At 75.2% G+C, this 22,630-nt stretch carries 24 protein-coding genes and 1 pseudogene; 12 read left to right on the top strand and 13 right to left on the bottom strand.

Annotation, left to right across the window (positions count from 1 at the left end; genetic code table 11):
* Window positions 1–101 precede the first annotated feature (101 nt).
* Entirely contained in the window at window positions 102–479 is a 378-nt protein-coding gene (locus tag ACFQH9_RS17365) for an ArsR/SmtB family transcription factor (RefSeq protein WP_379567183.1), read from the top strand.
* Window positions 466–930, top strand: coding sequence for an SRPBCC domain-containing protein (locus ACFQH9_RS17370; RefSeq protein WP_379567184.1), 465 nt, complete (start codon window positions 466–468; stop codon window positions 928–930). Before ACFQH9_RS17365 ends, ACFQH9_RS17370 begins: the two co-directional genes overlap by 14 nt.
* Here ACFQH9_RS17370 and ACFQH9_RS17375 read toward each other — a convergent pair.
* On the bottom strand, window positions 915–1,181 hold the full coding sequence (locus ACFQH9_RS17375) for a hypothetical protein (protein WP_379567185.1): 267 nt from the start codon (window positions 1,179–1,181) through the stop codon (window positions 915–917). The genes ACFQH9_RS17370 and ACFQH9_RS17375 overlap by 16 nt on opposite strands.
* A gap of 133 nt (window positions 1,182–1,314) precedes the next feature.
* Between ACFQH9_RS17375 and ACFQH9_RS17380 the strand changes: the two genes are divergently transcribed.
* From ACFQH9_RS17380 to ACFQH9_RS17395, 4 genes and pseudogenes are all read left to right on the top strand, one after another.
* Window positions 1,315–2,187: an NmrA family NAD(P)-binding protein gene (locus ACFQH9_RS17380; RefSeq protein ID WP_379567186.1), complete on the top strand. Its 873-nt coding sequence runs from the start codon at window positions 1,315–1,317 to the stop codon at window positions 2,185–2,187.
* A 118-nt stretch (window positions 2,188–2,305) separates the two neighbouring features.
* Window positions 2,306–2,461 (top strand): annotated as a pseudogene (locus ACFQH9_RS17385) (alpha/beta fold hydrolase); the annotation flags it as partial.
* 67 nt (window positions 2,462–2,528) lie between these two features.
* Window positions 2,529–2,996: an alpha/beta fold hydrolase gene (locus ACFQH9_RS17390; RefSeq protein ID WP_379567187.1), complete on the top strand. Its 468-nt coding sequence runs from the start codon at window positions 2,529–2,531 to the stop codon at window positions 2,994–2,996.
* Window positions 2,950–3,420 carry an MFS transporter gene (locus ACFQH9_RS17395; RefSeq protein ID WP_379567188.1) on the top strand — a complete coding sequence of 157 codons (471 nt, stop codon included), beginning with the start codon at window positions 2,950–2,952 and terminating at the stop codon, window positions 3,418–3,420. The genes ACFQH9_RS17390 and ACFQH9_RS17395 overlap by 47 nt, the downstream gene beginning before the upstream one ends.
* A gap of 59 nt (window positions 3,421–3,479) precedes the next feature.
* On the opposite strand, the gene ACFQH9_RS17400 is transcribed toward ACFQH9_RS17395, so the two are convergent.
* Window positions 3,480–4,283: a TIM barrel protein gene (locus tag ACFQH9_RS17400; RefSeq protein WP_379567189.1), complete on the bottom strand. Its 804-nt coding sequence runs from the start codon at window positions 4,281–4,283 to the stop codon at window positions 3,480–3,482.
* Window positions 4,280–5,311 (bottom strand): Gfo/Idh/MocA family oxidoreductase, encoded by a 1,032-nt coding sequence (locus ACFQH9_RS17405; protein WP_379567190.1) that lies wholly within the window; start codon window positions 5,309–5,311, stop codon window positions 4,280–4,282. Before ACFQH9_RS17405 ends, ACFQH9_RS17400 begins: the two co-directional genes overlap by 4 nt.
* A gap of 131 nt (window positions 5,312–5,442) precedes the next feature.
* Between ACFQH9_RS17405 and ACFQH9_RS17410 the strand changes: the two genes are divergently transcribed.
* Both ACFQH9_RS17410 and ACFQH9_RS17415 read left to right on the top strand, forming a co-directional pair.
* A complete protein-coding gene (locus ACFQH9_RS17410) occupies window positions 5,443–6,468 on the top strand; it encodes a LacI family DNA-binding transcriptional regulator (protein ID WP_379567191.1) in 1,026 nt (341 codons plus the stop codon).
* 83 nt (window positions 6,469–6,551) lie between these two features.
* Window positions 6,552–6,896 carry an MmcQ/YjbR family DNA-binding protein gene (locus tag ACFQH9_RS17415; RefSeq protein ID WP_379567192.1) on the top strand — a complete coding sequence of 115 codons (345 nt, stop codon included), beginning with the start codon at window positions 6,552–6,554 and terminating at the stop codon, window positions 6,894–6,896.
* 67 nt (window positions 6,897–6,963) lie between these two features.
* Here the strand turns inward: ACFQH9_RS17415 and ACFQH9_RS17420 are convergent, their stop codons facing one another.
* The 3 genes from ACFQH9_RS17420 to ACFQH9_RS17430 form a co-directional block, all read right to left on the bottom strand.
* Window positions 6,964–7,812, bottom strand: a complete 849-nt coding sequence (locus ACFQH9_RS17420; RefSeq protein ID WP_379567193.1) for a class I SAM-dependent methyltransferase — start codon at window positions 7,810–7,812, stop codon at window positions 6,964–6,966.
* A gap of 42 nt (window positions 7,813–7,854) precedes the next feature.
* A complete protein-coding gene (locus ACFQH9_RS17425) occupies window positions 7,855–11,088 on the bottom strand; it encodes an acetyl-CoA carboxylase family protein (protein WP_379567194.1) in 3,234 nt (1,077 codons plus the stop codon).
* Between the two features lie 423 nt (window positions 11,089–11,511).
* Window positions 11,512–12,120, bottom strand: a complete 609-nt coding sequence (locus ACFQH9_RS17430; protein WP_379567195.1) for a hypothetical protein — start codon at window positions 12,118–12,120, stop codon at window positions 11,512–11,514.
* A gap of 195 nt (window positions 12,121–12,315) precedes the next feature.
* Here ACFQH9_RS17430 and ACFQH9_RS17435 point away from each other — a divergent pair, with 195 nt between their 5' ends.
* Window positions 12,316–12,624 carry a YciI family protein gene (locus tag ACFQH9_RS17435; protein ID WP_379567196.1) on the top strand — a complete coding sequence of 103 codons (309 nt, stop codon included), beginning with the start codon at window positions 12,316–12,318 and terminating at the stop codon, window positions 12,622–12,624.
* Between the two features lie 66 nt (window positions 12,625–12,690).
* Here ACFQH9_RS17435 and hppD read toward each other — a convergent pair whose 3' ends face one another.
* Window positions 12,691–13,896, bottom strand: a complete 1,206-nt coding sequence (gene hppD / locus ACFQH9_RS17440; protein WP_379567197.1) for a 4-hydroxyphenylpyruvate dioxygenase — start codon at window positions 13,894–13,896, stop codon at window positions 12,691–12,693.
* A 134-nt stretch (window positions 13,897–14,030) separates the two neighbouring features.
* On the opposite strand from hppD, the gene ACFQH9_RS17445 reads away from it, so the two are divergent.
* The 3 genes from ACFQH9_RS17445 (at window position 14,031) to ACFQH9_RS17455 (ending at window position 15,913) form a co-directional block, all read left to right on the top strand.
* Window positions 14,031–14,531, top strand: a complete 501-nt coding sequence (locus ACFQH9_RS17445; protein ID WP_379567198.1) for an Lrp/AsnC family transcriptional regulator — start codon at window positions 14,031–14,033, stop codon at window positions 14,529–14,531.
* 157 nt (window positions 14,532–14,688) lie between these two features.
* Complete coding sequence (locus ACFQH9_RS17450) at window positions 14,689–15,009, top strand: immunoglobulin domain-containing family protein (RefSeq protein WP_379567199.1); 321 nt, start codon at window positions 14,689–14,691, stop codon at window positions 15,007–15,009.
* A gap of 157 nt (window positions 15,010–15,166) precedes the next feature.
* The gene (locus ACFQH9_RS17455) at window positions 15,167–15,913 is read left to right on the top strand and encodes a gamma carbonic anhydrase family protein (protein WP_379567200.1); all 747 of its coding nucleotides are present in this window, start codon (window positions 15,167–15,169) and stop codon (window positions 15,911–15,913) included.
* 18 nt (window positions 15,914–15,931) lie between these two features.
* Here ACFQH9_RS17455 and ACFQH9_RS17460 read toward each other — a convergent pair whose 3' ends face one another.
* From ACFQH9_RS17460 to ACFQH9_RS17485, 6 genes are read right to left on the bottom strand one after another with little or no spacing between them, the layout of a single operon-like run.
* Window positions 15,932–16,906 (bottom strand): 5-oxoprolinase subunit C family protein, encoded by a 975-nt coding sequence (locus ACFQH9_RS17460; protein ID WP_379567201.1) that lies wholly within the window; start codon window positions 16,904–16,906, stop codon window positions 15,932–15,934.
* Window positions 16,903–17,790, bottom strand: a complete 888-nt coding sequence (locus ACFQH9_RS17465) for a 5-oxoprolinase subunit B family protein (protein ID WP_379567202.1) — start codon at window positions 17,788–17,790, stop codon at window positions 16,903–16,905. Before ACFQH9_RS17465 ends, ACFQH9_RS17460 begins: the two co-directional genes overlap by 4 nt.
* A complete protein-coding gene (locus ACFQH9_RS17470; protein WP_379567203.1) occupies window positions 17,787–19,145 on the bottom strand; it encodes an acetyl-CoA carboxylase biotin carboxylase subunit in 1,359 nt (452 codons plus the stop codon). The genes ACFQH9_RS17465 and ACFQH9_RS17470 overlap by 4 nt, the downstream gene beginning before the upstream one ends.
* Window positions 19,142–19,387: an acetyl-CoA carboxylase gene (locus ACFQH9_RS17475; protein WP_379567204.1), complete on the bottom strand. Its 246-nt coding sequence runs from the start codon at window positions 19,385–19,387 to the stop codon at window positions 19,142–19,144. The genes ACFQH9_RS17470 and ACFQH9_RS17475 overlap by 4 nt, the downstream gene beginning before the upstream one ends.
* 28 nt (window positions 19,388–19,415) lie before the next feature.
* Window positions 19,416–20,138, bottom strand: a complete 723-nt coding sequence (locus ACFQH9_RS17480; RefSeq protein WP_379567205.1) for a LamB/YcsF family protein — start codon at window positions 20,136–20,138, stop codon at window positions 19,416–19,418.
* 39 nt (window positions 20,139–20,177) lie between these two features.
* Complete coding sequence (locus tag ACFQH9_RS17485) at window positions 20,178–22,547, bottom strand: xanthine dehydrogenase family protein molybdopterin-binding subunit (RefSeq protein WP_379567206.1); 2,370 nt, start codon at window positions 22,545–22,547, stop codon at window positions 20,178–20,180.
* Window positions 22,548–22,630 lie beyond the last annotated feature (83 nt).

Here is a 22,630-nt window from a genome sequence, read left to right on the forward strand (position 1 = left end):
CGATCGGGCCCCTCCCGCTCCCCCGGCCCACCGAGCACGCTCCTTCGCGGGTCGATGTGTGCACTTGCGTTTTACGTACGCCTACGGTTACGTATCCGGTCGTGGACCCCTTCGCCGTGCTGGCCGACCCGCTGCGCCGGCAGGTGGTCGAGCTGCTCGCCGAGGGCCCGGTCACCGCGGGCGAGATCGCGGCCCGCTTCCCGGTCACGCGCCCGGCGGTGAGCCGGCACCTGCGCGTGCTGCGGGAGTCGGGACTCGTCGAGTCCGAGGTGCGGGGCCAGCACCGCGTCTACACGCTCCGCCGCGCGGGGCTCGTCGACCTGGACCGCTGGCTGGACCGCTTCCGTCCGCTCGCGGACGCGGCGCCGGCCGGGCCCGCCGCGCGGCTCGACGCCCTGGAGACCGAACTGCACCGCGGGCGCCGCGCCCGGCGCGGCGCGCCCGCCGACCGGACAGGAGAACACCGTGGCAGCGCCTGACGCCGAGCCCCGCACCCTCACACTGCGCCGCAGCTACCCGGACCCGGTCGACGAGGTCTGGGCGGCGTTCACCGACTCCGCCCGGTTGGCCCGCTGGTTCGGCTCGTACACCGGCACCGGCCGCCCGGGCGGCACCGTGGAGCTCACGGTGACCGGGGAGGTCGACGCGGGCGGCGCCGTGGCCGACCCCGTCACGGTCACGATCCACGAGTGCGCGGCGCCGCACCGGCTCGTCGTCGAGGTCCCCGAGGGCCCGGAGGGACGGGCCTGGCTCCTCGAGGTCAGCCTGACCCCGGCCGGCGCGGGCACCGAGCTGCTCTTCGTCCAGCGGCTGGTCCCGGGACTCGAGGAAGCCGACGTCGAGGCCGGGTGGAACTGGTACCTCGACCGGCTCGGGGCCTCCCTGCACGACACCGCGATGCCGGACTGGAGCTCCTACGCCCCCGGCTGATGCCCGTCGGCGTCCCGCAGGGGGCGGGCGAGGATCTCGGTGGCGAGGCGCGGCACCAGGCCGTCGCGGTCGAAGCGGTGCCCGAACTCGGCGAAGGCGGTCAGCTCACGGTGGAGGAGCTCGCCGACACAGCCGGGGTAGACCCGCCGCGCGTGGTGGGCCGCGGCCCGGAAGCGCGACCGGTCGGGCGGCGCCAGCTCCGCCGCGGTCCCGGTCAGCCGGGGCGGCCCGGTGACCAGTCGGATCGTCATGCAGGAAGGGTGCGCGTCCGGGCTGCTCCTGCACAGCGGGGAGAACTACGTACACAGGCCCGCCCGGACCTGTATCAGGGCCCGGACGCGGTCCCTGACCGGACCTGTCATGGTTCCCGCGTAGGCAGGCGAGATGACCGAACGGATCGTCGTCACCGCTCCCACCTGCCACGTCGGCAGCCGGGTCGTGCCGCTGTTGCTGCAGGCCGGGACCCGTCCGACCCTGCTCGTCCGCGACCCGGCGCGGCTGCATCCCGCCGTCCGGGCCGCCGCCGACGTGCGGCAGGGCGATCTCACCGATCCCGGGTTCGTGCGCGAGGCGGCCGCGGGGGCGGAGGCCGCGTTCTGGCTCGACGTCACCCCGCACACCGCGGACGACCCGGTGAAGGAGTCCGCCGCGCTCGGCGAGGTGTTCGCGGAGGCCGCCCGCGAGGTCGGCCGCAACGTCTTCCTGAGCAGCGTCGGCGCCGAGCTGCGGTCCGGCGCCGGGCACATCGACGGGCTCGCCCGCATCGAGGAGCTGCTCGACGCGACCGGGGCCGCGGTCACCCACCTGCGCTGCGGCTACTTCTTCACGAACCTGCTCCTCGACCTCGACGGGCTGCGGCAGGGCGTCCTCACCGGTACCCGCGACCCGGAGGAACCCGTGCCGTGGGTGGACCCGCGGGACATCGGGGAGGTCGCCGCGGCCCGGCTGCTCGCGCGCGACTGGGCGGGCCGGGTGGTCCAGGGCGTGCACGGGCCCGAGGACCTGACCTCCACCCAGGTCGCAGGGATCCTCACCGAGGTGCTCGGCCGACCCGTGGCGTACCACCGCCTCTCCGACGACGAGGTCCGCGCCGCCCTCCGCGCGGCGGGCCTCGGCGCGGCCGCCGTCGAGGGGATCGTCGGCATGACGGCGGGCACCCGCGGCCACGTCCCCGACCCGTCCCGCTCCGTGCTCACCACGACCCCGACCGGCCTCGCCGAGTGGGCCCACCGGGTCCTGCGGCCGCTCGTCGGGTGAGCGCGGCCGGGGCACCGCCGCCCGGACCGCTCGAGGTCGGGGTCCGGCACACCGCGGAGGACGCGCCGCAGCTCCGGCAGGCAGAGTGTCCGCGAACGACGACCGCGGAGGGGAGCCGATGAGCACGCGGTACGCCGAGGACATGACCGACGACGCCGTCGCGGTGCTCGACGCGATGGGGTGGGAGAGCGCGAACCTGTTCGGTCACTCGCTGGGAGGCCTGCTCGCGCAACGGATCGCGCTCCGCCACCCGGACCGGATCCGGAGCATCACGGTGTCCGGGGCCATGCCCAAGCGACGCACGGGGTCTCGCGCAGCTCCGCCACGTCCGGCTCGGCTTCGTGGCCTGGGCGTCGCGCCTCGAGGTGCCCGACACCGACGACGGCCGCGTCGGCGCGGGGATCGCGCTGGCCCGGCGGATCTCCTCGCCCGGCTACCCGTTCGACGAGGCCGCCGCGCGCCGCACCGTCGAGCGCGAGATGGCCTCCGGGGGCGGCGGCTTCGACGATGCGGCCGCCCAAGGGCGGCAGACGGCTGCCCCGTGGAGCGGGGGGCGGCTGGCCGACCTGCGCACACCCACCCTCGTGCTCCACGGGGCGCAGGACCCCGTCGTCCGGCCGTCGGCCGCCCGCGCCGTCGCGCGGGCGGTCCCGGCGGCCAGGCTGGTCGTCCTCCCGGGCGTCGGGCACGACCTGCCGGAGGCCCTCTGGCCCCGGCTCACGGGCGAGGTCCGGGCGCACGTCGACCTCGCTGCCGTGAGCCGTGCGGCCGGGCCCCGGGTCAGCGCGCGGCCGGGGTGTTCGCGGTGAACCGCATCGCGGACACCGCCGGCTGGCTGAGCCCATCTGCTCCGCGGCTGTACGGCTCCTCCCACTGGAGTTCGGGCTGTCGGCGGTCGGCCTGGTGCTCGTGTTCGCCACCGTCTCGCCGGTCGTGATCACCGTCGGCGTCGTCCTCACCGGGTTCGACACCGGGATGCTGCTGCCGACGCTGCTGACGTGGGCGGTCAACCGGCTCAGCTTCGACCGGCGCGGCCGCGGCACCGGCCTGTGGACGGGCGTGTTGTTCCTCGGCGAGTTCCTGTGCCCGCTCGTCCTGGCCGCGGTCGGCGCCGGGGTCGGCGGGCTGCAGGGCGCCCTCGCCGTCCTCGGTGTTGCGAGCGCAGTGGTGGGGCTGGTGATCGCGCTCGTCCTGGGGGGCCACGACCGGCCCCTGAGCGTCACCGAGGACTGACGCCTCACCTCGGCGGCGCGCCCGGACACAAGATGCGGGCGCGCCGCGGCCGGACGGGGTCAGCGGCGCACGGTGAAGGCGTCGCGGAACCGGTCGAGCGCCCGGTCGGGATCGCCGGAGGCCCAGCCCTCGAGCCCGACGACGCCGGGGTAACCGAGCCGGTCCAGGGCGGCGGCGACGGCCGGGTAGTGGATCTCGCCGGTGCCGGGCTCGCAGCGACCCGGGACGTCCGCGACCTGGATCTCCCCGACCAGCGGCAGGGCGCGCTCGACGAGTGCGACGAGGTTCCCCTCGCCGATCTGGGCGTGGTAGAGGTCCAGGTTCAGCCGCAGGTGCGGACTGTCGACGGCCTCGACCAGGGCGATCGTGTCCGCGGCGGTGGCGAAGGGGACGCCGGGGTGGTCGACGGCGGTGTTGAGGTTCTCCAGCGTGAACACCCGCCCGGCCCGCTCGCCCAGCCCGGCGAGCCGGGTCAGGGTCCGCGCGGCGGTCAGCCACATCTGCGGGGTGACGACCGGGGCGGCGACGACGGGCAGGCCCCGGTCGTCGAGGCCGGTGCCGTGCAGGTTCAGCCGCAGGCAGTCGAGCTGCTCGGCCACCGTCAGCGACTGCTCCGCGGTGCGCAGCAGCTCCTCGGCGCCGTCCGCGTCGGCGAGGGTGCCGGTGACGTAGCCGGTCATCGACGAGAACGTCGCCCCCGTCGCGGCCAGGGCGGCGACGTCCTTGCGGGTCCAGTCCCAGATCTCGACCTCGTACCCGAGGTCCGCGATCCGCCGGACGCGCTCCTCGATCGGCAGGTCGAGGAACACCATCTCCGCGGAGACGGCGAGCCGGTACGTGCTGCCGGTGTCGGCCCCGCTCACTCGGCCACCTCGGCGATCGTCACGGGGCGGTGCTCGCGGACCGACCGGGCCGCGGCCGTGGCGATGGCGAGCGCGGCGCGGGCGTCCTCCCCGCCGACCGGCGCCGGCGCGCCGGTGCGCACGGCGTCGACGAAGGCGGCCAGCTCGGCGACGTAGGCGCCGGCGAGCAGCTCCTGGTCGCTGCGGGCGGTGTCGATCACCCGGCCGGCCGGGCCGGAGAAGACCATACCGGTGCGGCGCCCGTCGCCCAGGGTGGCCATGCCGCCGGAGCCGAACACCTCGCCGCGGACGTCGTAGCCGTAGGCGGCCTGGAAGCAGGCCTCGGCGATACCGGTCGCGCCGTTGTCGAACCGCACCGTGACAACGGCGGTGTCGAGCAGGCCGCGGTCGCGCCAGGTGGGCTCGACGAGGGCGTCCGCGATGGCGTAGACCTCGACGGCCTCGGCGCCGGGGTTGAGGAACCGCAGCGTGTCGAAGTCGTGGATCAGGGTCTCGTTGAAGATGGTGCCCGCGGGGACCCGGGCCGGGTCGAAGCCGCCGGGGTCGCGGGTGACCGAGCGCAGCAGCCGCGGCGTGCCCAGCGTGCCCTGGTCGAGCAGCGCCCGCGCGGCGGCCCAGTCCGGGGCGAAGCGCCGGTTGAACCCGACCTGCAGCACCACCCCGGCCGCGCGGACGGCGTCGATCGCCCGGTCCAGGTCGGCCAACGCCGGCGCGGCCGGCTTCTCGCAGAAGACCGCCTTGCCGGCCTGCGCCGCCGCGACGATCAACTCCGCGTGGAAGCGGGCCGGCGCGGCGATGACGACGGCGGCGACGGCCGGGTCGGCGAACGCCTCCGCCGGGTCGGCGAAGGCCGAGGGCGCACCCCACTCGGCGGCGAGCGTCTCGGCGGTTCCGGGAGCCGGGTCCGCGACGGCCACCAGCCGCGCGCCGGGCAGCCGCCGCGCCAGCGTCTCCCCGTGATATGCGCCCATGCGACCCGATCCGATCAGGGCCACACCGATTGGTGCACCCTCGTCGACCTGGCTCATCCATTCCCCCTCGGGTCGCACGACACCGCGAACTAGAACGTTATAGCGACGGGAGTATGCGGTCGGCCGGCGCCGCCCGTCAACGATGCGCTGCTATAACGTTCTAGGAATCGCGGGTTAGACTCGCGCGCATGACGGACGCGTCCGGGCCGGCCGGCGGTCGCCGCACGACCCTCGCCGACGTCGCCGCCCGCGCCGGAGTGTCCGTCCCCCTGGTGTCCATCGTGATGCGCGACGCCCCCGGGGCCAGTGCGGCGACCCGGGAGCGGGTGCGGCGGGCCGCCGAGGAGCTGGGCTACCGGCCCGACCTCCGGGCCCGGCTGCTGCGCCGGAGCCGGAGCCGGCTGATCGGCGTCGTGTTCGGCGTGCAGCACCCCTTCCACGGCGACCTGGTCAGCGGCCTGTACACCGCGTCCGACCCGGCCGGGTACGAGCTCGCGCTCAGCGCCGTCACCCCCGGCCGGGACGAACGCCGGGCCGTCGCGAGCCTGCTGCAGGACCGGTGCGAGGCGCTGATCCTGCTCGGCCCCCAGCTGCCGACCTCGGACCTGGCCGAGCTCGCGGCCCGGATGCCGGTGGTCGTGGTCGCCCGCGCCGTCCGGAGCCGCGCCGTGGACGTCGTGCGCACGGACGACGCCGCCGGCCTGCACCTCGCCGTCGACCACCTGGTCGAGCTCGGCCACACCCGCATCGCCCACGTCGACGGCGGCCGCGCCCCCGGCGCCGCCGAGCGCCGCCGCGGCTACCGCGAGGCCCTGCGCGGGCACCGCCTCGACGCCGAGGAGCGGGTCCTGCCCGGCGGGCTGACCGAGGACGAGGGGGCCGCCGCGGCCCGGACCCTGCTCGCGGCCGCACCGCGGCCCACCGCGGTCACCGTGTTCAACGACCGCTGCGCCACCGGTGTCCTCGACGTCCTCCGCCGCGGCGGGCTCTCCGTGCCGCGCGACCTGTCCGTGGTCGGATTCGACGACAGCAGCCTGGCCCGGCTCTCCCACGTCGCGCTCACCACGGTCGCCCAGGACACCGACCGGCTCACGGCCCTCGCCGTCGCCCGCGCCACGGCCCGGCTCGAGGACACCGCCCCGGCCTCCGAGCGGGAACAGGTGGTCCCACCCCACCTCGTCGTCCGCGCGACCACCGCACCGCCCCGGGGGTGATCCGCAGGGTCGAGGAGCGGGCTCTCGGCGTGCCGGAGATGTCGGTCCTGCCCGCTACGCTCCCGGCGTGCGCAGGAGGGGCGGTGGCTGACGCGGAGGACGTGCGCCGGCTGGCGCTCTCGCTCACGGGCGTCGAGGAGATCGACAGCGACGGGTTCGACTTCCGGGTGGGCGGGCGCGGTTTCGTCTGGTCCTATCCGGAGCGGCTGCCGGGGCGGCGCCGGGTGATCCGCACGGACGTGGCGGTGCTCTACGTCGGGGACGAGGCCGAGAAGCAGGCGCTGCTGCTGGGCGAGCCCGAGCTGTTCTTCACCGTCCCGAGCTACGACGGGCTGCCGCTGGTGATGGTGCGGCTGGAGCGGGTCACGCCGGAGCGGCTGGAGGAGCTGGTGGTCGACGCCTGGCGGATGCGCGGCGAGCAGGGCTGAGCCACCGGGCAGGCGGGCGCTTTCGGGGCGGCGGGAGCGGACGTCGGGCAGCCGGCGTGGCGGGGCGTCAGGGGCGGGCGAACTCCCAGACGACCACGCCGGGCAGGCCGACGTAGGCGGCCCGCGTCGCCTCCGGCACGAGCTCCGCGGTCGGCGTCAGGGCGGCCTCGGGGGTGAGGGCCGGCTCCTCGGCCCCGCACACGACCAGCCCCGCCGCCAGCGCGGCCGCCGCGTAGTCCGTGACCCGGTGCCGGTGCAGCCGCACGAACGCCCGGGCCTCCCCGACCGGGAACTGCGCCTGCCAGCCCAGCTGCACCAGGAACGGATGGACGTCGCTGATCACGATGCGGCCGCCCGGCCGGACCACGCGCGCCAGCTCGGAGACGGCCGGGGCCAGGTCGGGCACGTGGACCAGCGCCAATGCGCACACGGCGGCGTCGACGGACGCGTCGGGCAGCGGCAGGTCGGTGAGCGTGCCCTCGAGGAACCGGCCGGCGGGGATCTTGGCCCGCGCCCGCTCCAGCATGGCCGCGGACTGGTCGACCCCGACGACGGTGTGCCCCCGCTCGGCCAGCCGCACGGCGTGGCGGCCCGTCCCGCACGCGGCGTCGAGCACCTCGCCGGCCGGCCAGGCGTCGAGCCGGCGCCGCACCGGCGGCTCCTCGATCGAGAACAGCCGCAGCGGGCCGTCGTAGGTCGCGGCCCACCGCGCGTACCCCTCGCGCAGGTCGAGCTCGACGCCCAGCGGCCCCCGCAGCGACGGCTCCCGCCCGAGCCGTCCGAGCACCTCCCGGGTCTCGGCCATCCGGGCCGCCCGGGCGACCTGGGCCGCCCCCGGGTCGTCGGCGTGGAGCAGGCGCAGCAGCGCCAGGCCCTCCACACCGACCGTCAGCTCGCCCAGCGTCGGGTCGGTCACCGCGCCCACGCTACCGAGCGGGCGCAACCGTGCCGGCCCGGTTCACCAGGTGTCGATGTTCGGCCGCACCTTCTCCGGCTGCGGTCCCACCTTCCGCTCCGGGAACGACGAGACGATCCAGCGCCGGGTCGCGGCCGGGTCGATGACGTCGTCGATCTCGAAGACGGTCGCCACGGACAGCGCCTTGCCCTTCTCGTACTCGGCCGCGACGTACTTGCGGAACAGCTCCTCCCGTTCGGCCTGGTCGGCGACGGCCTCGAGCTCCTTGCGGTAGCCCAGCCGCACCGCGCCCTCCAGGCCCATCCCGCCGAACTCCCCGGTCGGCCAGGCCACCGCGAAGGCCGGCGCCTTGAGCGAGCCGCCCATCATCGCCTGCGCCCCGAGGCCGTAGCACTTGCGCGTGACCACCAGCCCGATCGGCACCGAGAGGTTGGCGCCGACGGAGAACATGCGGCTGAAGTGCCGCACGGTCGCGTGCGTCTCGGACTCCGGGCCGACCATGAACCCGGGGGTGTCGCAGAGCGAGACCACCGGGAGCCCGAAGGCGTCGCAGAGCTGCAGGAACCGCGCGGCCTTGTCCGCGGCGTCGTGGTCGATCGCGCCGCCCAGGTGCGTCGGGTCGTTCGCGATCAGGCCCATCGGCCGGCCCTCGACGCGGACCAGCGCGGTGATCATGCCGGCGGCCCAGCCGCGGCGCAGCTCCAGCACCGAACCGACGTCGGCCAGGCCCTCGATCGCGGCGCGCATGTCGTAGACCCGCACCCGGTTCTCCGGCACGACGTGCCGCAGCGCGCGCTGGTCGGGCGCCTCCCACTCGCGCACCGGGCCCTGGAAGTAGGACAGGTACTGCCGTGCGACGCGGGTGGCCTCGGCCTCGTCGGGCACCAGGACGTCGACCACGCCGTTGGCGGCCTGCACGGACATCGGCCCGACCTCGTCCGGCGCGACCACGCCGAGCCCGCCGCCCTCGATCATCGCGGGGCCGCCCATGCCGAGGCTCGCGCCCTCGACCGCGATGATCACGTCGCACAGCCCGGCCAGCGCGGCGTTGCCCGCGAAGCACCGGCCCGCGACCACGCCGACCAGCGGCACCCGCGCCGAGAGCCGGGCGAAGAGCTCGAAGGCCGGGACGTCGAGCATGGAGGCCCAGCTGCCGTCCGTGTCGCCGGGCCGGCCGCCACCGCCCTCGGCGTAGATCACCAGCGGCCAGCGCCGCCGCTCCGCGAGCTCGAAGAGGCGGTCCTTCTTCTTGTGGTTGGTGTGTCCCTGGGTGCCGGCGAGCACGGTGTAGTCGTAGGACAGCACGACGGCATCGGCGTTCTCCTCGCCGACGAGGTCGCGGTTGATCGTGGCCGTGCCGCCGAGCATGCCGTCGGCGGGCGTGCGCTCGATCAGGTCGTCGAGCGAGCGGCGCAGCCGCTGGGCGGCGATGGCCAGCGGCCCGTACTCCACGAAGCTGCCCTCGTCGCAGAGGTCGGCGAGGTTCTCCCGCGCGGTCCGCAGGCCCGTGCGGTGCCGCTTGTCCACGGCGGCCCCGCGGCGGTCGTCGAGCCCGAGGGCGTGCCGCTCGCGCACCTCGGCCAGGTCCGGGCGGACGTGGTCGAGGTCGACGACGGCGCCGGCCGCGGCTTCCTCGGCCGCCGCGGCGTCGGGCGTGAAGGCGAGCAGCGCGTCGCCGGGCGCGACGGTGTCCCCCGGCGCGACGACGACCGCGCCGACCCGGCCGGCCGCGGGCGCGGTCACGACGTGCTCCATCTTCATCGACTCGACGACGACCAGGGTCGTGCCGGCCCGCACGACCTCGCCCTCGGCGACCTCGACGGCGACGATCGTGCCGGGCGCCTCGACCCGGACCGCCTCCCCGTCGACCTCCCGCCGCTGCTCCGGCCCCGCCTCGGCCGCCGTCTCGACGTAGCGGCGCGGCCGGGGCGCGGCGAGGATCTCCGCGAGGTGGGCGTCGAGGAAGTCGGTGCTCAGCGCGCCGGCCGTGAAGGCGGGATGCCCGACGATCCCCGCGAGCACGTCGACGTTCGTCCCCACGCCCGCGATGTGCACCTCCGACAGCGCCCGGTGCGCCCGGGCGGCGACGGTCGCGAAGTCCGAGGAGTGCACGACGAGCTTGGCGAGCAGCGGGTCGTAGCGGGGGCTGGTGCGGTAGCCGGCGTGGCCGGCGGCCTCGACGCGGATGCCGCGGCCGGTGGGCAGCTCGAAGACGGTGAGCACGCCCGCCGACGGGGTGGTGGTGCCGTCGGGGTTGGTGTGTTCGAGGGTGATCCGGGCCTGCAGCGCGGCGCCCCGCGGCTGCGGCGCCTCCGCCTGCGTCAGGCCCAGCTCCGCGAGCGTGGCCCCCGCCGCCAGCCGGATCTGGGTCTGCACGAGGTCGACCCCGGTGACCTCCTCGGTGATCGTGTGCTCCACCTGCAGCCGCGGGTTGACCTCGATGAAGGCGAGGCGCTCGGCGCTGACGAGGAACTCCACCGTGCCCAGGCCGGCGTAGCGCACGGACTCGCCCAGCCGCACCGCCGCGGCCAGCAGCCGCTCCCGGACCTGCGGGTCGAGACCGGGCGCCGGGGCCACCTCGACGATCTTCTGGTGCCGGCGCTGCACGGAGCAGTCGCGCTCGCCGAGCTGGGTGACCGCGCCGGTGCCGTCGCCGAGGATCTGCACCTCGACGTGCCGCGCGGGGGCGAGCAGCTCCTCCGCGTAGACCCGGTCGTCCCCGAACGCCGCGCCGGCCTCCGAGGCGCAGCGGACCAGCGCCTCGTCGAGCTGCTCCGGGTCGGTGACGCGGCGCATCCCCCGGCCGCCCCCGCCGGCGACCGCCTTGACCATGACCGCGCCGGTCCGGGCCAGCAGGGCGTGCGCCCCGTCGCGGTCGGCGGCGGCGAGCACCGGGATCCCGGCGGCCTCGGCGAGCGCGCGGGCGCGGGTCTTGTCGCCCAGCGCGGTGAGGACCTCCGGCGGCGGCCCGACGAACCCGATCCCGCGCTCCGCGCACGCCTCGGCGAACCGCGGGTTCTCGCTGAGGAACCCGTAGCCGGGATGGATCGCGTCCGCGCCGGCCTCCTCGGCGGCCCGCAGCACGTCGTCGACGTCGAGGTAGCCGGCCACGCCCGCGCCCCGCAACGCGACGGCGGCGTCGGCCTTCACCACGTGCGGGGCGTCCGGCTCGTCGGTCGTGTGGACCGCGACGGTCGGCACACCCAGGTCGGCGGCGGCGCGGGCGATCCGCACGGCGATCTCGCCGCGGTTGGCGATCAGGAGGCGGGTGAACACGCTGGGCAGAACCTCGGCAATCGGTCGAGCGCGGCCGGACCGCGACGGCGTCGTCACCGGGGAGCGTTGTTGACGATGGCGTCACAGTCAATGTGCCGGGCGACTCCGGGGTGCCGACCTGCCGGGACGCCGACGGGTCCGCGGAGCGCGTCCCCCGTCCGGTCGACGAGCCGGACGACGCAGTATCCGGGGCGGGAGTCGCTCGTTGCACCGCGCAGCGGGGCGCCGGCCTGCTGGATGCGTTCCTCGTGGCATCGCCCTTCCGGGGCCGGCACCCGCGTCATCCCTCGTGCAGGGACGACGGCGGTGACCCGTGATCACGGGCGGAGGGCCGCGCCGACCGGCCCCGACCACCCTCCGACCCGTGATCGCCGCCGCCGGAGCCCGGCCCCGGTTCCACGGCTGTGGCGCGGGGGGGGCCGGTCAGAACTCGCCGAAGTCCCCGCCGTCCTCGAAACCGCCGTCGAACCCGCCCTCGTCCACGGGCTCCTCCGCGCCGGCGGCGAGATCGCCGTCGAGGCCCGGGTCGTCGAAGAGGGCGTCGGCGATCGCGGTGCCGATGAAGGCTCCGGCCACGCTGGCGAGCAGCGTGCCGGCGATCATGCCGCCCATCCCCGGTCCACGGCCGCCGCCCAGGGTGCGCTCCATCGTGCCCGGCCGGCGCATCTCGGCGCGGGTGGCCATGCGGGCCAGGGCCCGCGGGTCGTCCGAGGTGGCGCGCTCCGCCGGCGGCACCTGGTCGCTCAGCTCGGCCAGCACCTTCTGCCGCTGCTCCGGGGTCAGCTTCGCGAAGGCCTCGGCGTGGGCCTGCTCCACCGTCTCCGGCGGCGCGGTGCGCAGCATGTACCGGTAGCGCTCGATCGCCGCCTCGTCCGGGTCCTGCGCGGCCCGCGACGACCCGCCGTACCCGCCCTGCCCGTAGCCGGCCTGCCCGTACCCGCCCTGCCCGTACCCGCCCTGCCCGTACCCGCCCTGGGGCCCGGCGGGTCCGGACGGTGCGAACCGCTCCTTGAGCTTGTCGAACAGGCCCACTCGCGTTCTCCTTCTCCACGTACGACGGCAGTCCACGCCCTACCCGGACCTTCCGGGCTAAACGGGCACGATCGCTCAACGACCGCCGATCTCGCGGGGTTCCCCGCCACGCGAGGTGTACGCGCGGCACGCGGCCGTCCTCCCCGACGACCGGGTCGGGAGTCACCGGCGGCGCCGCGTGCGAGGATCGGCGACATGGCCACGACCTTCGCCGTCCTCTACACCTACACGGACGACACCGCCCTGCGGGACGACACCCGCCCCGCCCACCGCGACTACCTGCGCGGATTCGTCGACGACGGCACCCTGCTCGTCGCGGGTGCGTGGGCGCCCGGCGAGGCGCCCGGCGGGCTGCTGATCTTCCGCGCCGAGGACAGGGCCGCGGTGCAGGGAATCGTGGACAAGGACCCGTTCACGACGGCGGGCGTGGTCGCCTCCGCCGACATCCGCGAGTGGGCGCCGCCGCTCGGGCCGCTGGCGGGCGCGCTCACCGGCCAGGCGTAGCCGGCCTCCGGCACGGCCTCGGCGGCTCCCGTGAGCCGCTGCGCGCCGAACTCCGTCGGCGGGCCGTCAGAAGTTGCCGCGGCGGGCCTGCTCGCGCTCGATCGCCTCGAACAGCGCCTTGAAGTTGCCCTTCCCGAAACCCAGCGAGCCGTGCCGCTCGATGAGCTCGAAGAACACCGTCGGGCGGTCGCCGAGGGGCTTCGTGAAGATCTGCAGCAGGTAGCCGTCCTCGTCCCGGTCGACCAGGATCCCGCGCGACCGCAGCTCCTCGATCGGCACCCGGACCTCACCGATGCGCGCCCGCAGCGCGGGGTCGTCGTAGTACGAGGCCGGGGTGGGCAGGAACCGGATCCCCCTGGCCCGCAGGACGTCGACGGTGCGGAGGATGTCGTCGGTGGCCAGCGCGAGGTGCTGGGCTCCCGGGCCGCCGTAGAAGTCGAGGTACTCGTCGATCTGCGACCGCCTCCGCCCCGCGGCCGGCTCGTTGAGCGGGAACTTCACCCGGTGGTTGCCGCTGGCCACCACCTTGCTCATCAGGGCGGAGTACTCGGTGGCGATGTCCTCGCCCACGAACTCGGCCATGTTCGTGAAGCCCATGATCCGGTTGTAGAAGTCGACCCACTCGTCCATGCGGCCGAGCTCGACGTTGCCGACGACGTGGTCCAGGGCCTGGAAGAGCCGCTCGGGCCGGCCCTCGGGTCCGGCGTGGTCCGCGGTGCGGGCGACGTAGCCGGGCAGGTACGGGCCGGTGTAGCGGGAGCGGTCGACGACGGTGTGCCGGGTCTCGCCGTAGGTCGCGAGGGCGGCGGTGCGCACGGTGCCGTGCTCGTCGACGACGTCGTGCGGCTCGACGAGGATCGTGGCGCCCTGCGCGCGGGCGTGGGCGATGCAGCGGTCGACGTCCGGCACCTCGAGCGCGATGTCCACGACGCCGTCCCCGTGGCGGCGGTGGTGGTCGAGCAGCGGGCTGGCCGGGTCCACGCCGCCCTGGAAGACGAACCGGACGGCGCCGGAGCGCAGCACGTAGGCCTGGTGGTCGCGGTTGCCGGTCTCCGGGCCGGAGTACGCGACCAGCTCCATCCCGAACACGAGCTGGTAGTGCAGCGCGGTCTGGGTCGCGTTGCCGACCGCCCAGACGACGGCGTCCCAGCCGGTGACGGGGAACGGATCGCCCTCGTGGTCGTACTCGACGAGGCCGACCAGCCGGCGGAGCTGGTCGAGGTCCAGGTCGGCGAGACGCTCCTGACTGGTGAGGGTGTGGTCGATGCTCACGACGGGCCTCCTCGGGCTGCGCTGCACATCAAGGACACCCCGTCGGCGGGATCCCGGCAACCACGCCGAGCGGAGCTGGCCGTTCCGCTCATCCCGGGCGGTCTCGCCGGCTCTCCGCTGTACAGTCCGCCCGCATGGAACTCGACGCGCTCGACGTCGACCTGCTCGCCGCCCTGCGCGACCACACCCGCGTCGGGGTCCTCGAGCTCTCGCGCACCCTGCGCGTCGCCCGCGGCACCGTCCAGGCCCGCCTCGACCGGTTGGAACGCGCGGGCGTGATCCGCGGCTACGGGCCGGAGGTGGATCTCGCCGCGACCGGGCACGGCGTCCAGGCCTTCGTCAGCCTGGAGATCGCGCAGGGCGCGCTCGCGGACGTCGCCGCGGAGCTCGCCGCCCAGCCCGCCGTGCTCGAGGCCTACGCCACCACCGGCTCGTCCGACGTGCTCTGCCGGCTCGCCGCCTCCTCGCACGAGGACCTGCAGGAGGCGCTGCTCGCGCTCAACCGGTCCCCGGCGGTGGGGCGCTCGACGAGCGTGGTCGTGCTCTCCGTCGTCGTCCCGCCCCGCACCCGGCCCCTGCTGGAGAGCGGCCCGCGCCGGGCGCCGCACCGCGCCCCCGCCTACCGCCGGGACTGACCCGCCGGCCGGTGGACCGACGCACGGGTCCACCGGTCGGGCACCCGCGGGTCCCCCGCGCCCTCCGCCGCTCACCCGGTCCCGGTCGCGGGCGCCCGCCCGCACCCTTCTCCAGGACCCGGTGCCCGCCGGGCCCACCGACCGAAGGGACCCCCGGATGACCAGGCGTCACCTCCTCGCGGCGGCCGCCGGACTGGCCGCCGTCGGCGTCGTCGGACTGGCCGCTGTGGCCGCGGCGACCGAGCCCGCCGACCCGACCGGGCTGGTCGGCGTGCCGACGATCTCGTACACCGGTCCGTCGGACCGGGCAGTGCCCGTCCGGCCCTTCTCGCCCGGCACCTACGTGCACCTCCTCTGCTCCACGGAGGGCCAGGCCCTCGGCAACAACCAGACCTGGTTCCGTGTCTCCGGCGCCGACGGCGGCGGGTACGTGCACCGGACGGCGGTCTCGGTCGGGCCCGGGGTGCGGTCCTGCTGATCCCGTCGCCGGCCGTGCCGTCCCGGGTGCCGTCCGCACCTTGTCGGGGCCCGGGGCACCCGAGGACAATCGCCCTCCGCGCGAGGACCGGCAGGGCACGGCCGGGGCCCGCCACAGCGTGGACCCCGGCACGTCCCGCGTACACGGGGAGACCGACATGGCCGAGGAGTACCAGCCGCTTCCGCCGCCCGTGGGCCGCGACGCGGTGTTCATCCGGCACCGGCTGCACAGCCCACGCGTGGCGCAGTCCGCCTACGTCGCACCGAACGCGGTGCTGTGCGGGGACGTGACCGTCGGTCCGCACAGCCGGGTCCTCTTCGGCGCGGTGATCACGGCGGAGGGCGGGCCGGTCGAGATCGGCGCCCACTGCGTGATCATGGAGAACGCCGTGGTCCGTGGCGTCGCACGGCACCCGGCCCGGCTCGGCGACCACGTGCTCGTGGGCCCGCACGCGTCCCTGACCGGCTGCGTGATCGAGGGGGACACCCGGATCGCGACCGGGGCGGTGGTGTTCAACGGGGCCCGCGTCGAGGTCGGCGCGGAGATCGACTTCCACGCCGTCGTGCACGTCAACACACGCGTCCCGGCCGGCACCTTCGTGCCGATGGGCTGGTTCGCGGGCGGGGACCCGGCCGAGCTGGTCGCCCCCGGGGAGCACGAACGCATCCGGGAGCTGCTGGGCCCGCTCGACTACGCAGGCACGGTCTTCGGGGTGGGCGACACCGACACCCCGATGCCCGACATCGCCCGGCGCTACGCCCGGTCCCTGGCCCTGCACCACCGGGACACCGTCCTCCTCCCCAGCCAGCACGACGTCCTGCCGGAGGAGTCCGCCGAGGGGAGCGGCTCCCACCGCGGCCGGAGCTCCTCGACGAAGGTGACCGCGGACCAGCGGTTCCTGTAGGCCGGAGCGCGGCCGCGGTCAGGGTGCGAGGGCCTCCCGCAGCCGCTCCACCCGGCGGCGGCGCTCCGCGCGCGCGGCGAGGGCCCCGTCGAGATCCACCTCCACGAACCGGGTCCTCGTGCGCGGCGCCGACTGGGCGACGACGTCGAGGTCACCGGAGAGCACCGTCGCGACCATCATGTAGCCGCCGCCGGAGACGGCGTCGCGGTGCAGCACGATCGGCTCCACCCCGCCCGGCACCTGGATCGAGCCGATCGGGTAGGGCGCGTCGACGATGTTCGACGGGTCCTGCCCGGCGCCGAACGGCGGTTCCCGCTCGACGGTCTCCAGCTCGGCCCCGCCGTAGCGGAAGCCGATCCGGTCGGCGACCGGGGTGAGGGTCCAGGTGGTGTCGAGGAAGGTCGAGCGCCCCGCGGCGGTGAGCCGGTGGTCGTAGAGCCCCATCAGCACGCGGACCTCGACCTCCTTGCCGAACGCCGGCCGCAGCTCGGCCGGCACGCTCAGCCCGGGCCGCCCCGGCCCCCCGCCGACGGGCAGGACGTCGCCCTCGGCGAGCGGGCGCCCGTCGAGGCCGCCGAGGGCGCCGAGCCCGTAGGTGGAGCGGCTGCCGAGGACCTCCGGCACGTCGATCCCGCCGGACACCGCCAGGTACGCCCGCGCCCCCGCCTGCAGGTAGCCGAAGTCGAGCACGTCCCCCTCGGCGACCGGGAACGACTCCCAAACCGGCCGCTCCTCGCCGTTGACCTTCGGGACCATCTCGGCGCCCGCCACCGCGACCGTGGCCGCCGCGGTGAAGCGCAGCTCCGGCCCCATGTAGACCATCTCCAGCACGGCGGCGCCGGCGGGGTTGCCGACGAGCAGGTTCGCCGCCGTCGACGAGTACTGGTCCAGCGCGCCCGAGGGCGGGATGCCCAGGTGGTAGTAGCCGGTGCGGCCGGTGTCCTGCACGGTCGTGGCCAGTCCGGGCTTGCGGACCTCGATCGTGCCGCTCATGCCAGCACCTCCAGCAGGCGCGCGTTGTAGCCGTCGGGATCGTCGAGGAAGGGCTGCAGGGCGAACTCGACCTCGCGGGCGGTGATGCGGAAGCGGCCCGCCTCGACCTCGGCGACGGCGGCGTCGTACTCCTCGCGGTCGATCGGCCGGAACCTCACGATGTCGCCGGGGCGGAAGAACACCATGAACTCGGTGAAGTCCGGCAGCGTCTGGGTCGGGTCGTAGATCGGGGCCGGAGTGATGCCGAACATCTGGTACCCGCCGGCCCCGCGCACCGAGTAGATGCACGAGAAGCAGCCGCCGTAGCCGACGGTCTGCTTCGGGGTGTCCGTGCGCGGCCGCAGGTACTTCGGGACCAGGATCTGCCGCTCCCGGGGCACCATCTGGTACTTGAACGGCAGCCCGGCCACGAAGCCGACCATCGAGGTGAACCAGGGCGAGCCGGAGTGCGCGGCGATGAACTCGTCGACGTCCGCGAAGCCGTTGATCCGGGCCGCGTACTCGATGTCCGTGGCGTCCGGGTCCTGGTGGCGGTCCCGGAACCGCAGCAGCGTCTCGGTGGTCCAGGGGTCGCGGTAGAGCACCGGGATGTCGAGCACCCGGCTGGGCAGCGCCACGCCCCGGGCGTCGCCGACCTTGCGCTCGAGCTCCTTGAGGTGCTCGAGCAGGCTGCCCGGGTCGAGCACGTCCGGGTCGTAGCGGACCTGGTAGGAGGCGTTCGCGGGGCAGATCTCCAGCAGCCCGTCCGGGCGTTCGTCGCGCAGCGCCGCGGTGATCGCCATGGCTCGGAAGTTGGCCTGCAGGCTCATCTCCTCGGCCAGCTCCACGAACACGAACTCGTCGCCGCCCCAGCTGTAGCGGGCCGGCTGCACAGCGGTGCTCACGCGCTCTCCTCCCGTTCGGCGAGCCAGCGCTCGAGGGTCCCGGTGTGGAACCGGCCGGCGGTGAACCAGTCCTGGTCGAGCAGCTCGCCGAACAGCCCGGCCGTGGTGGGGACGCCGGAGACGGAGAACTCGGCGAGCGCGCGGCGGCTCCGGCGCAGGGCCTCCTCCCGGTCCGCGCCCCACACGACGACCTTGGCCACCAGCGAGTCGTAGAAGGGCGGCACCGCCGCCTCCGGCTCCAGCCAGGTGTCGCAGCGCACCCACGGGCCCGCGGGCAGCACGACCCGCCCGACGTTGCCCGGGGACGGCAGGAAGTCCCGGGCCGGGTCCTCGGCGAGCACCCGGAACTCGACGGCGTGCCCGCGCACCGCGGGGACCTCGGGCAGCACCGCCGACAGCGGCTCCCCCGCCGCGATCCGCAGCTGCGCGGCGACCAGGTCCACGCCGGTGATCAGCTCGGTGACCGGGTGCTCGACCTGGATCCGGGTGTTCATCTCGATGAAGAAGAACTCGCCGGTCTCGTCGTCGACCAGGAACTCCACGGTGCCCGCGCTGCGGTAGCCGACCTCCCGGCACAGCGCGACCGCGGCCTCGGTCATGCCCCGGCGGGTGTCCTCGGCGAGCGTGGGGGCCGGGGCCTCCTCGACCAGCTTCTGCCGGCGCCGCTGCAGCGAGCACTCCCGCTCGTAGAGGTGCTCGGCCGCGGTGCCGTCGCCGAGCACCTGCACCTCGACGTGCCGGGCGCGGGTCACGAACCGCTCCAGGTACATCGTCCCGTCGCCGAAGGCCTTCTCCGCCTCCGCCGAGGCCTGCCCGAACGCGGCGCGCAGGGCGTCGGCGTCCTGCACCACGCGGATGCCGCGGCCGCCGCCGCCGGCGACCGCCTTGAGCATCACCGGGTAGCCGACCTCGTCGGCGGCGGCCAGGGCCTCGTCGACGCCGGCGACCCCGCCGGGGGTGCCCGGCACCGTGGGCACCCCGGCGGCCCGCGCGACCTCGCGGGCGGCGACCTTGTCCCCCATGCGTTCGATCACCGCCGCGTCGGGGCCCACGAAGGTCAGCCCGGCGTCCGCGACGGCGGCCGCGAACGACGCGCGCTCGGAGAGGAACCCGTACCCGGGGTGGACCGCGTCGGCCCCGGTCTCCTTCGCCGCGCCCAGGATCGCGTCCGCCACCAGGTAGCTCTTCGACGCCGGCGACGGCCCGATCGCGACCGCGACGTCCGCCAGCCGGGTGTGCAGGGCGTCCGCGTCCGCCTTCGAGTGGACGGCCACGGTGCGGATCCCGAGGTCCCGCGCGGCCCGGATCACCCGGACGGCGATCTCGCCGCGGTTGGCGACGAGCAGGGTCCTCATCCGCTCTCCACCACCGCGACGACCTGCCCGGCGTCGACCTCGTCCTCGTCCTCCACGAGGAACTCGACCACCCGCCCGCCGGCGCCCGCCGGGACCTGGTGGAAGGACTTCATGACCTCGACCAGGCCGACCGGGGAGTCGGCCCCGACCTCGTCGCCGTCGGAGACGAACGGCGGGCTGCCGGGGTCGGGACGCCGGTAGAACACGCCGGGGATCGGGGATCGGACCTCGTGTCGGGCCACCGTTGCACGCTCCTGCTGGGGTCGGGGATCAGGACAGGTGGGGCTCGAGGGCGGCGTGGACCGCCCGGGCCAGCTCGACGGCGTTCGGGGTGTCCGAGTGCACGCACACGCAGTCCGCGCGCACGGTCAGCTCCTTGCCGTTCACCGAGGTGGCCTTGCCCTCGGTGACGGCCCGCACCGCCCGCTGCGCGGAGGTCTCCGGGTCGAACGCCTCGTGCTCGCGGGTGATGATCAGGGAGCCGTCGTCCCGGTAGTCCAGGTCGGCGTAGTACTCCGAGAGGAACCCGGCGTCGCGCGCGCCCCAGACCTCCTCGTGGACCGTGCCCGACATGCCCATCAACGGCACGCCGAACACGTCCGCGGCGTCGGCCACCGCGGCCGCCACCTCCGGGTCCCGGGCGGCCATGCCGTACAGCGAGCCGTGCGGCTTGACGTGGTTGAGCTCCATGCCCTCGCGCCGCAGGAAGCCCTCCAGCGCGCCGATCTGGTAGATCACCGCGGCCGTCAGCTCGTCGCGCTCCATCTTCATCTCGCGCCGGCCGAAGCCCTCCCGGTCCGGCAGCGAGGGGTGCGCGCCCACCTTGACGTCGTGCTCCTTGGCCAGCGCCACGGTGCGCGCCATCACCCGCGGGTCCGACGCGTGGAAGCCGCACGCCACGTTGGCGACCGTGATGTAGGGCATCAGCCCCTCGTCGTCGCCGCAGCGGTAGATGCTGAACGCCTCGCCCATGTCGCAGTTGATCGCCACCATCGCCGGCTCTCCCTCCCCGGTCGGGTTGTCGCAGGTGTGTCAGTGAGTCTGCCCGCGCGCCCCGGTGATCGCCCGCCACACGGCCTGCGGGGTCGCGGGCATGTCCACGTGCCGGACGCCCAGGTGCGCGACCGCGTCGATCACCGCGTTGACGACCGCCGGCGAGGAGCCGATGGCCCCGGACTCGCCGATGCCCTTCACGCCCAGCGGGTTGGTGGGCGAGGGCGTGACGGTCTGCTCCAGCTCGAAGGACGGCAGGTCGGTCGCGCACGGGATGGTGTAGTCGGCGAGGGTGCCGGTGGTCGGGTTCCCCTCGGCGTCGAAGGCCGCCTGCTCGTAGAGCGCCTGCCCGATGCCCTGCGCGATCCCGCCGTGCAGCTGTCCCTCCACGATCTGCGGGTTCACCACGTGCCCGCAGTCGTCCACGGCCACGTAGCGGCGGATCCGGGTGAAGCCGGTCTCGGTGTCCACCTCGACCACGCACACGTGCGTGCCGAAGGGCCAGGTGAAGTTCGGCGGGTCGAAGTGGTGCTCCGCGGTGAGGTTCGGCTCCATGCCCTCCGGCAGGTCCGCCGCGAGCGACGCCGCCCCGGCCACCTCCTGGATCGTCACGCCCGGGCCGGACGTGCCGGCCACCGAGAACCGCCCGCCGACGAACTCGACGTCCGCCTCGTCCGCCTCCAGCAGGTGGGCGGCGATCCGGTGCGCCTTGGCCAGCACCTTGCCCGCGGCCAGGTGCACCGCCGTGCCGCCGACGGCCAGGCTGCGCGAGCCGTAGGTGTCCCGGCCGAACGGGGCGATCGCGGTGTCGCCGTGCAGCACCACCACGTCGTCCGGGTGCACGCCGAGCTCGTCCGCGACGAGCTGCGACCACGCCGTCTCGTGACCCTGGCCGTGCGGCGAGGTACCGGTGACGACCTCGACCTTGCCGCTGGTGGTCATGCGCACCGTGGCGGCCTCCCAGCCGCCGGACTGCAGCCGGACCCCGGCGGCCACCTTCGACGGCGACAGCCCGCCGCTCTCGGTGAAGTTGCCGATGCCGATGCCGAGCTGGACGGGGTCGCCGGACTCGCGCCGCCGCGCCTGCTCCTCGCGCAGCGCCTCGTACTCGACGAGCGCGAGCGCCTTGCGCATGCACGCCTCGTAGTCCCCGGAGTCGTAGAGCACCCCGGACGGCACGGTGCGCGGCTCCAGGAACTTCGGGTGCAGGTTGCGCAACCGCAGCTCCGCGGGATCCATGTCCAGCTCGCGGGCCAGGTCGTCCATGATCCGCTCGTGGGCGTAGGCCGCCTCCGAGCGCCCGGCGCCGCGGTAGGCGTCCGTCGGGGTGAGCGTGGTGAACACGCCGCGGCAGGTGAAGGAGTAGGCGCCGAAGTCGTAGAGCCCGCAGTAGGTGAACGCGCCGAACACCGCGATGCCGGGCGTGAGCAGCTGCAGGTAGGCGCCCATGTCCGCGAGCAGCTCGACCTTCATCCCGAGGATGCGGCCCTCCCGGGTGGCGGCCACCGCCATCCGCTGGACCTGGCCGCGGCCGTGGGTGGTGGCGAGGTGGTGCTCCGAGCGCGTCTCGGTCCACTTCACCGGCCGGCGGGTGCGCCGGGCCAGGACGAGCGCGAGGGCCTCCTCGGCGTACACGTTGAGCTTGGCGCCGAAGCCGCCGCCCACGTCCGGTGCCACGACCCGCAGCGCGGTGTCCGGCACCCCGCAGATCGCGGCCAGGATGTCCCGCACGAAGTGCGGCACCTGCGTGGAGGTGTACATCGTGAAGCGCCCGCCGACCGGCTCCGGCACCACGACGACCGCGCGCGGCTCCATCGGCGAGGCGATCACCCGCTGCTGCAGGTAGCGGCCCTCCACCACGACGTCCGCCGCGGCGAACGCGGCGTCGACGTCCCCGGTCGCGAGCGGCCAGGTGTAGCAGTGGTTCGTGCCCAGCTCCGGGTGCACCAGCGGGGCGCCGGGCTCGAGCGCCGCCTCGACGTCGACGACGGCCGGCAGCGGGTCGTAGTCCACCTCGACCAGGTCGGCCGCGTCGCGGGCCGCGGCGGCGCTGGTGGCGAGCACGACGGCGACCCCGTCCCCCACGTGCTTGACCTCGGAGACCGCGAGCGGCCGGTGGTCCGGGATCTTGATGTCCTCGGTGACCGGCCACCCGCAGGGGATGCCGGCGGCGAACTCGCCGTCGACGTCCCGGGCGGTGAGGACCTCGACGACGCCGGGGACGGCTCGGGCCGCGGCCGTGTCGGTCCGGGTGATGCGGGCGTGCGGCACCGGGCTGCGCACCATCGCCAGGTGCAGCGTCCCGGCGGGCGTGATGTCGTCCGTCCAGGTGGCCCGGCCGGTGAGCAGGGCCGCGTCCTCCTTGCGCGGCAGGCTCCGGCCGACGTAGCGCTCGGCGGTCTGGGTCACCGGATCACGTCCTTCGCGGGTCGAGGAGTGGGACGGCGGGCCCCGCCAGGGTGATCCACACCACCGGGATGCACTAGTGTCCA

The organism is Pseudonocardia lutea (assembly GCF_042658055.1).
Classification (GTDB): Bacteria; Actinomycetota; Actinomycetes; order Mycobacteriales; family Pseudonocardiaceae; genus Pseudonocardia; species Pseudonocardia lutea.

Excerpts from the sequence above, each read along its gene's own strand:
- ACFQH9_RS17405 (WP_379567190.1), bottom strand. The coding sequence starts at position 5,311 with ATGAGCCAGGTCGACGAGGGTGCACCAATCGGTGTGGCCCTGATCGGA.
- ACFQH9_RS17470 (WP_379567203.1), bottom strand. The coding sequence starts at position 19,145 with ATGAGGACCCTGCTCGTCGCCAACCGCGGCGAGATCGCCGTCCGGGTG.
- ACFQH9_RS17450 (WP_379567199.1), top strand. The coding sequence starts at position 14,689 with ATGACCAGGCGTCACCTCCTCGCGGCGGCCGCCGGACTGGCCGCCGTC.
- ACFQH9_RS17455 (WP_379567200.1), top strand. The coding sequence starts at position 15,167 with ATGGCCGAGGAGTACCAGCCGCTTCCGCCGCCCGTGGGCCGCGACGCG.
- ACFQH9_RS17410 (WP_379567191.1), top strand. The coding sequence starts at position 5,443 with ATGACGGACGCGTCCGGGCCGGCCGGCGGTCGCCGCACGACCCTCGCC.
- ACFQH9_RS17380 (WP_379567186.1), top strand. The coding sequence starts at position 1,315 with ATGACCGAACGGATCGTCGTCACCGCTCCCACCTGCCACGTCGGCAGC.
- ACFQH9_RS17445 (WP_379567198.1), top strand. The coding sequence starts at position 14,031 with ATGGAACTCGACGCGCTCGACGTCGACCTGCTCGCCGCCCTGCGCGAC.
- ACFQH9_RS17435 (WP_379567196.1), top strand. The coding sequence starts at position 12,316 with ATGGCCACGACCTTCGCCGTCCTCTACACCTACACGGACGACACCGCC.
- ACFQH9_RS17460 (WP_379567201.1), bottom strand. The coding sequence starts at position 16,906 with ATGAGCGGCACGATCGAGGTCCGCAAGCCCGGACTGGCCACGACCGTG.
- ACFQH9_RS17480 (WP_379567205.1), bottom strand. The coding sequence starts at position 20,138 with ATGGTGGCGATCAACTGCGACATGGGCGAGGCGTTCAGCATCTACCGC.
- ACFQH9_RS17375 (WP_379567185.1), bottom strand. The coding sequence starts at position 1,181 with ATGACGATCCGACTGGTCACCGGGCCGCCCCGGCTGACCGGGACCGCG.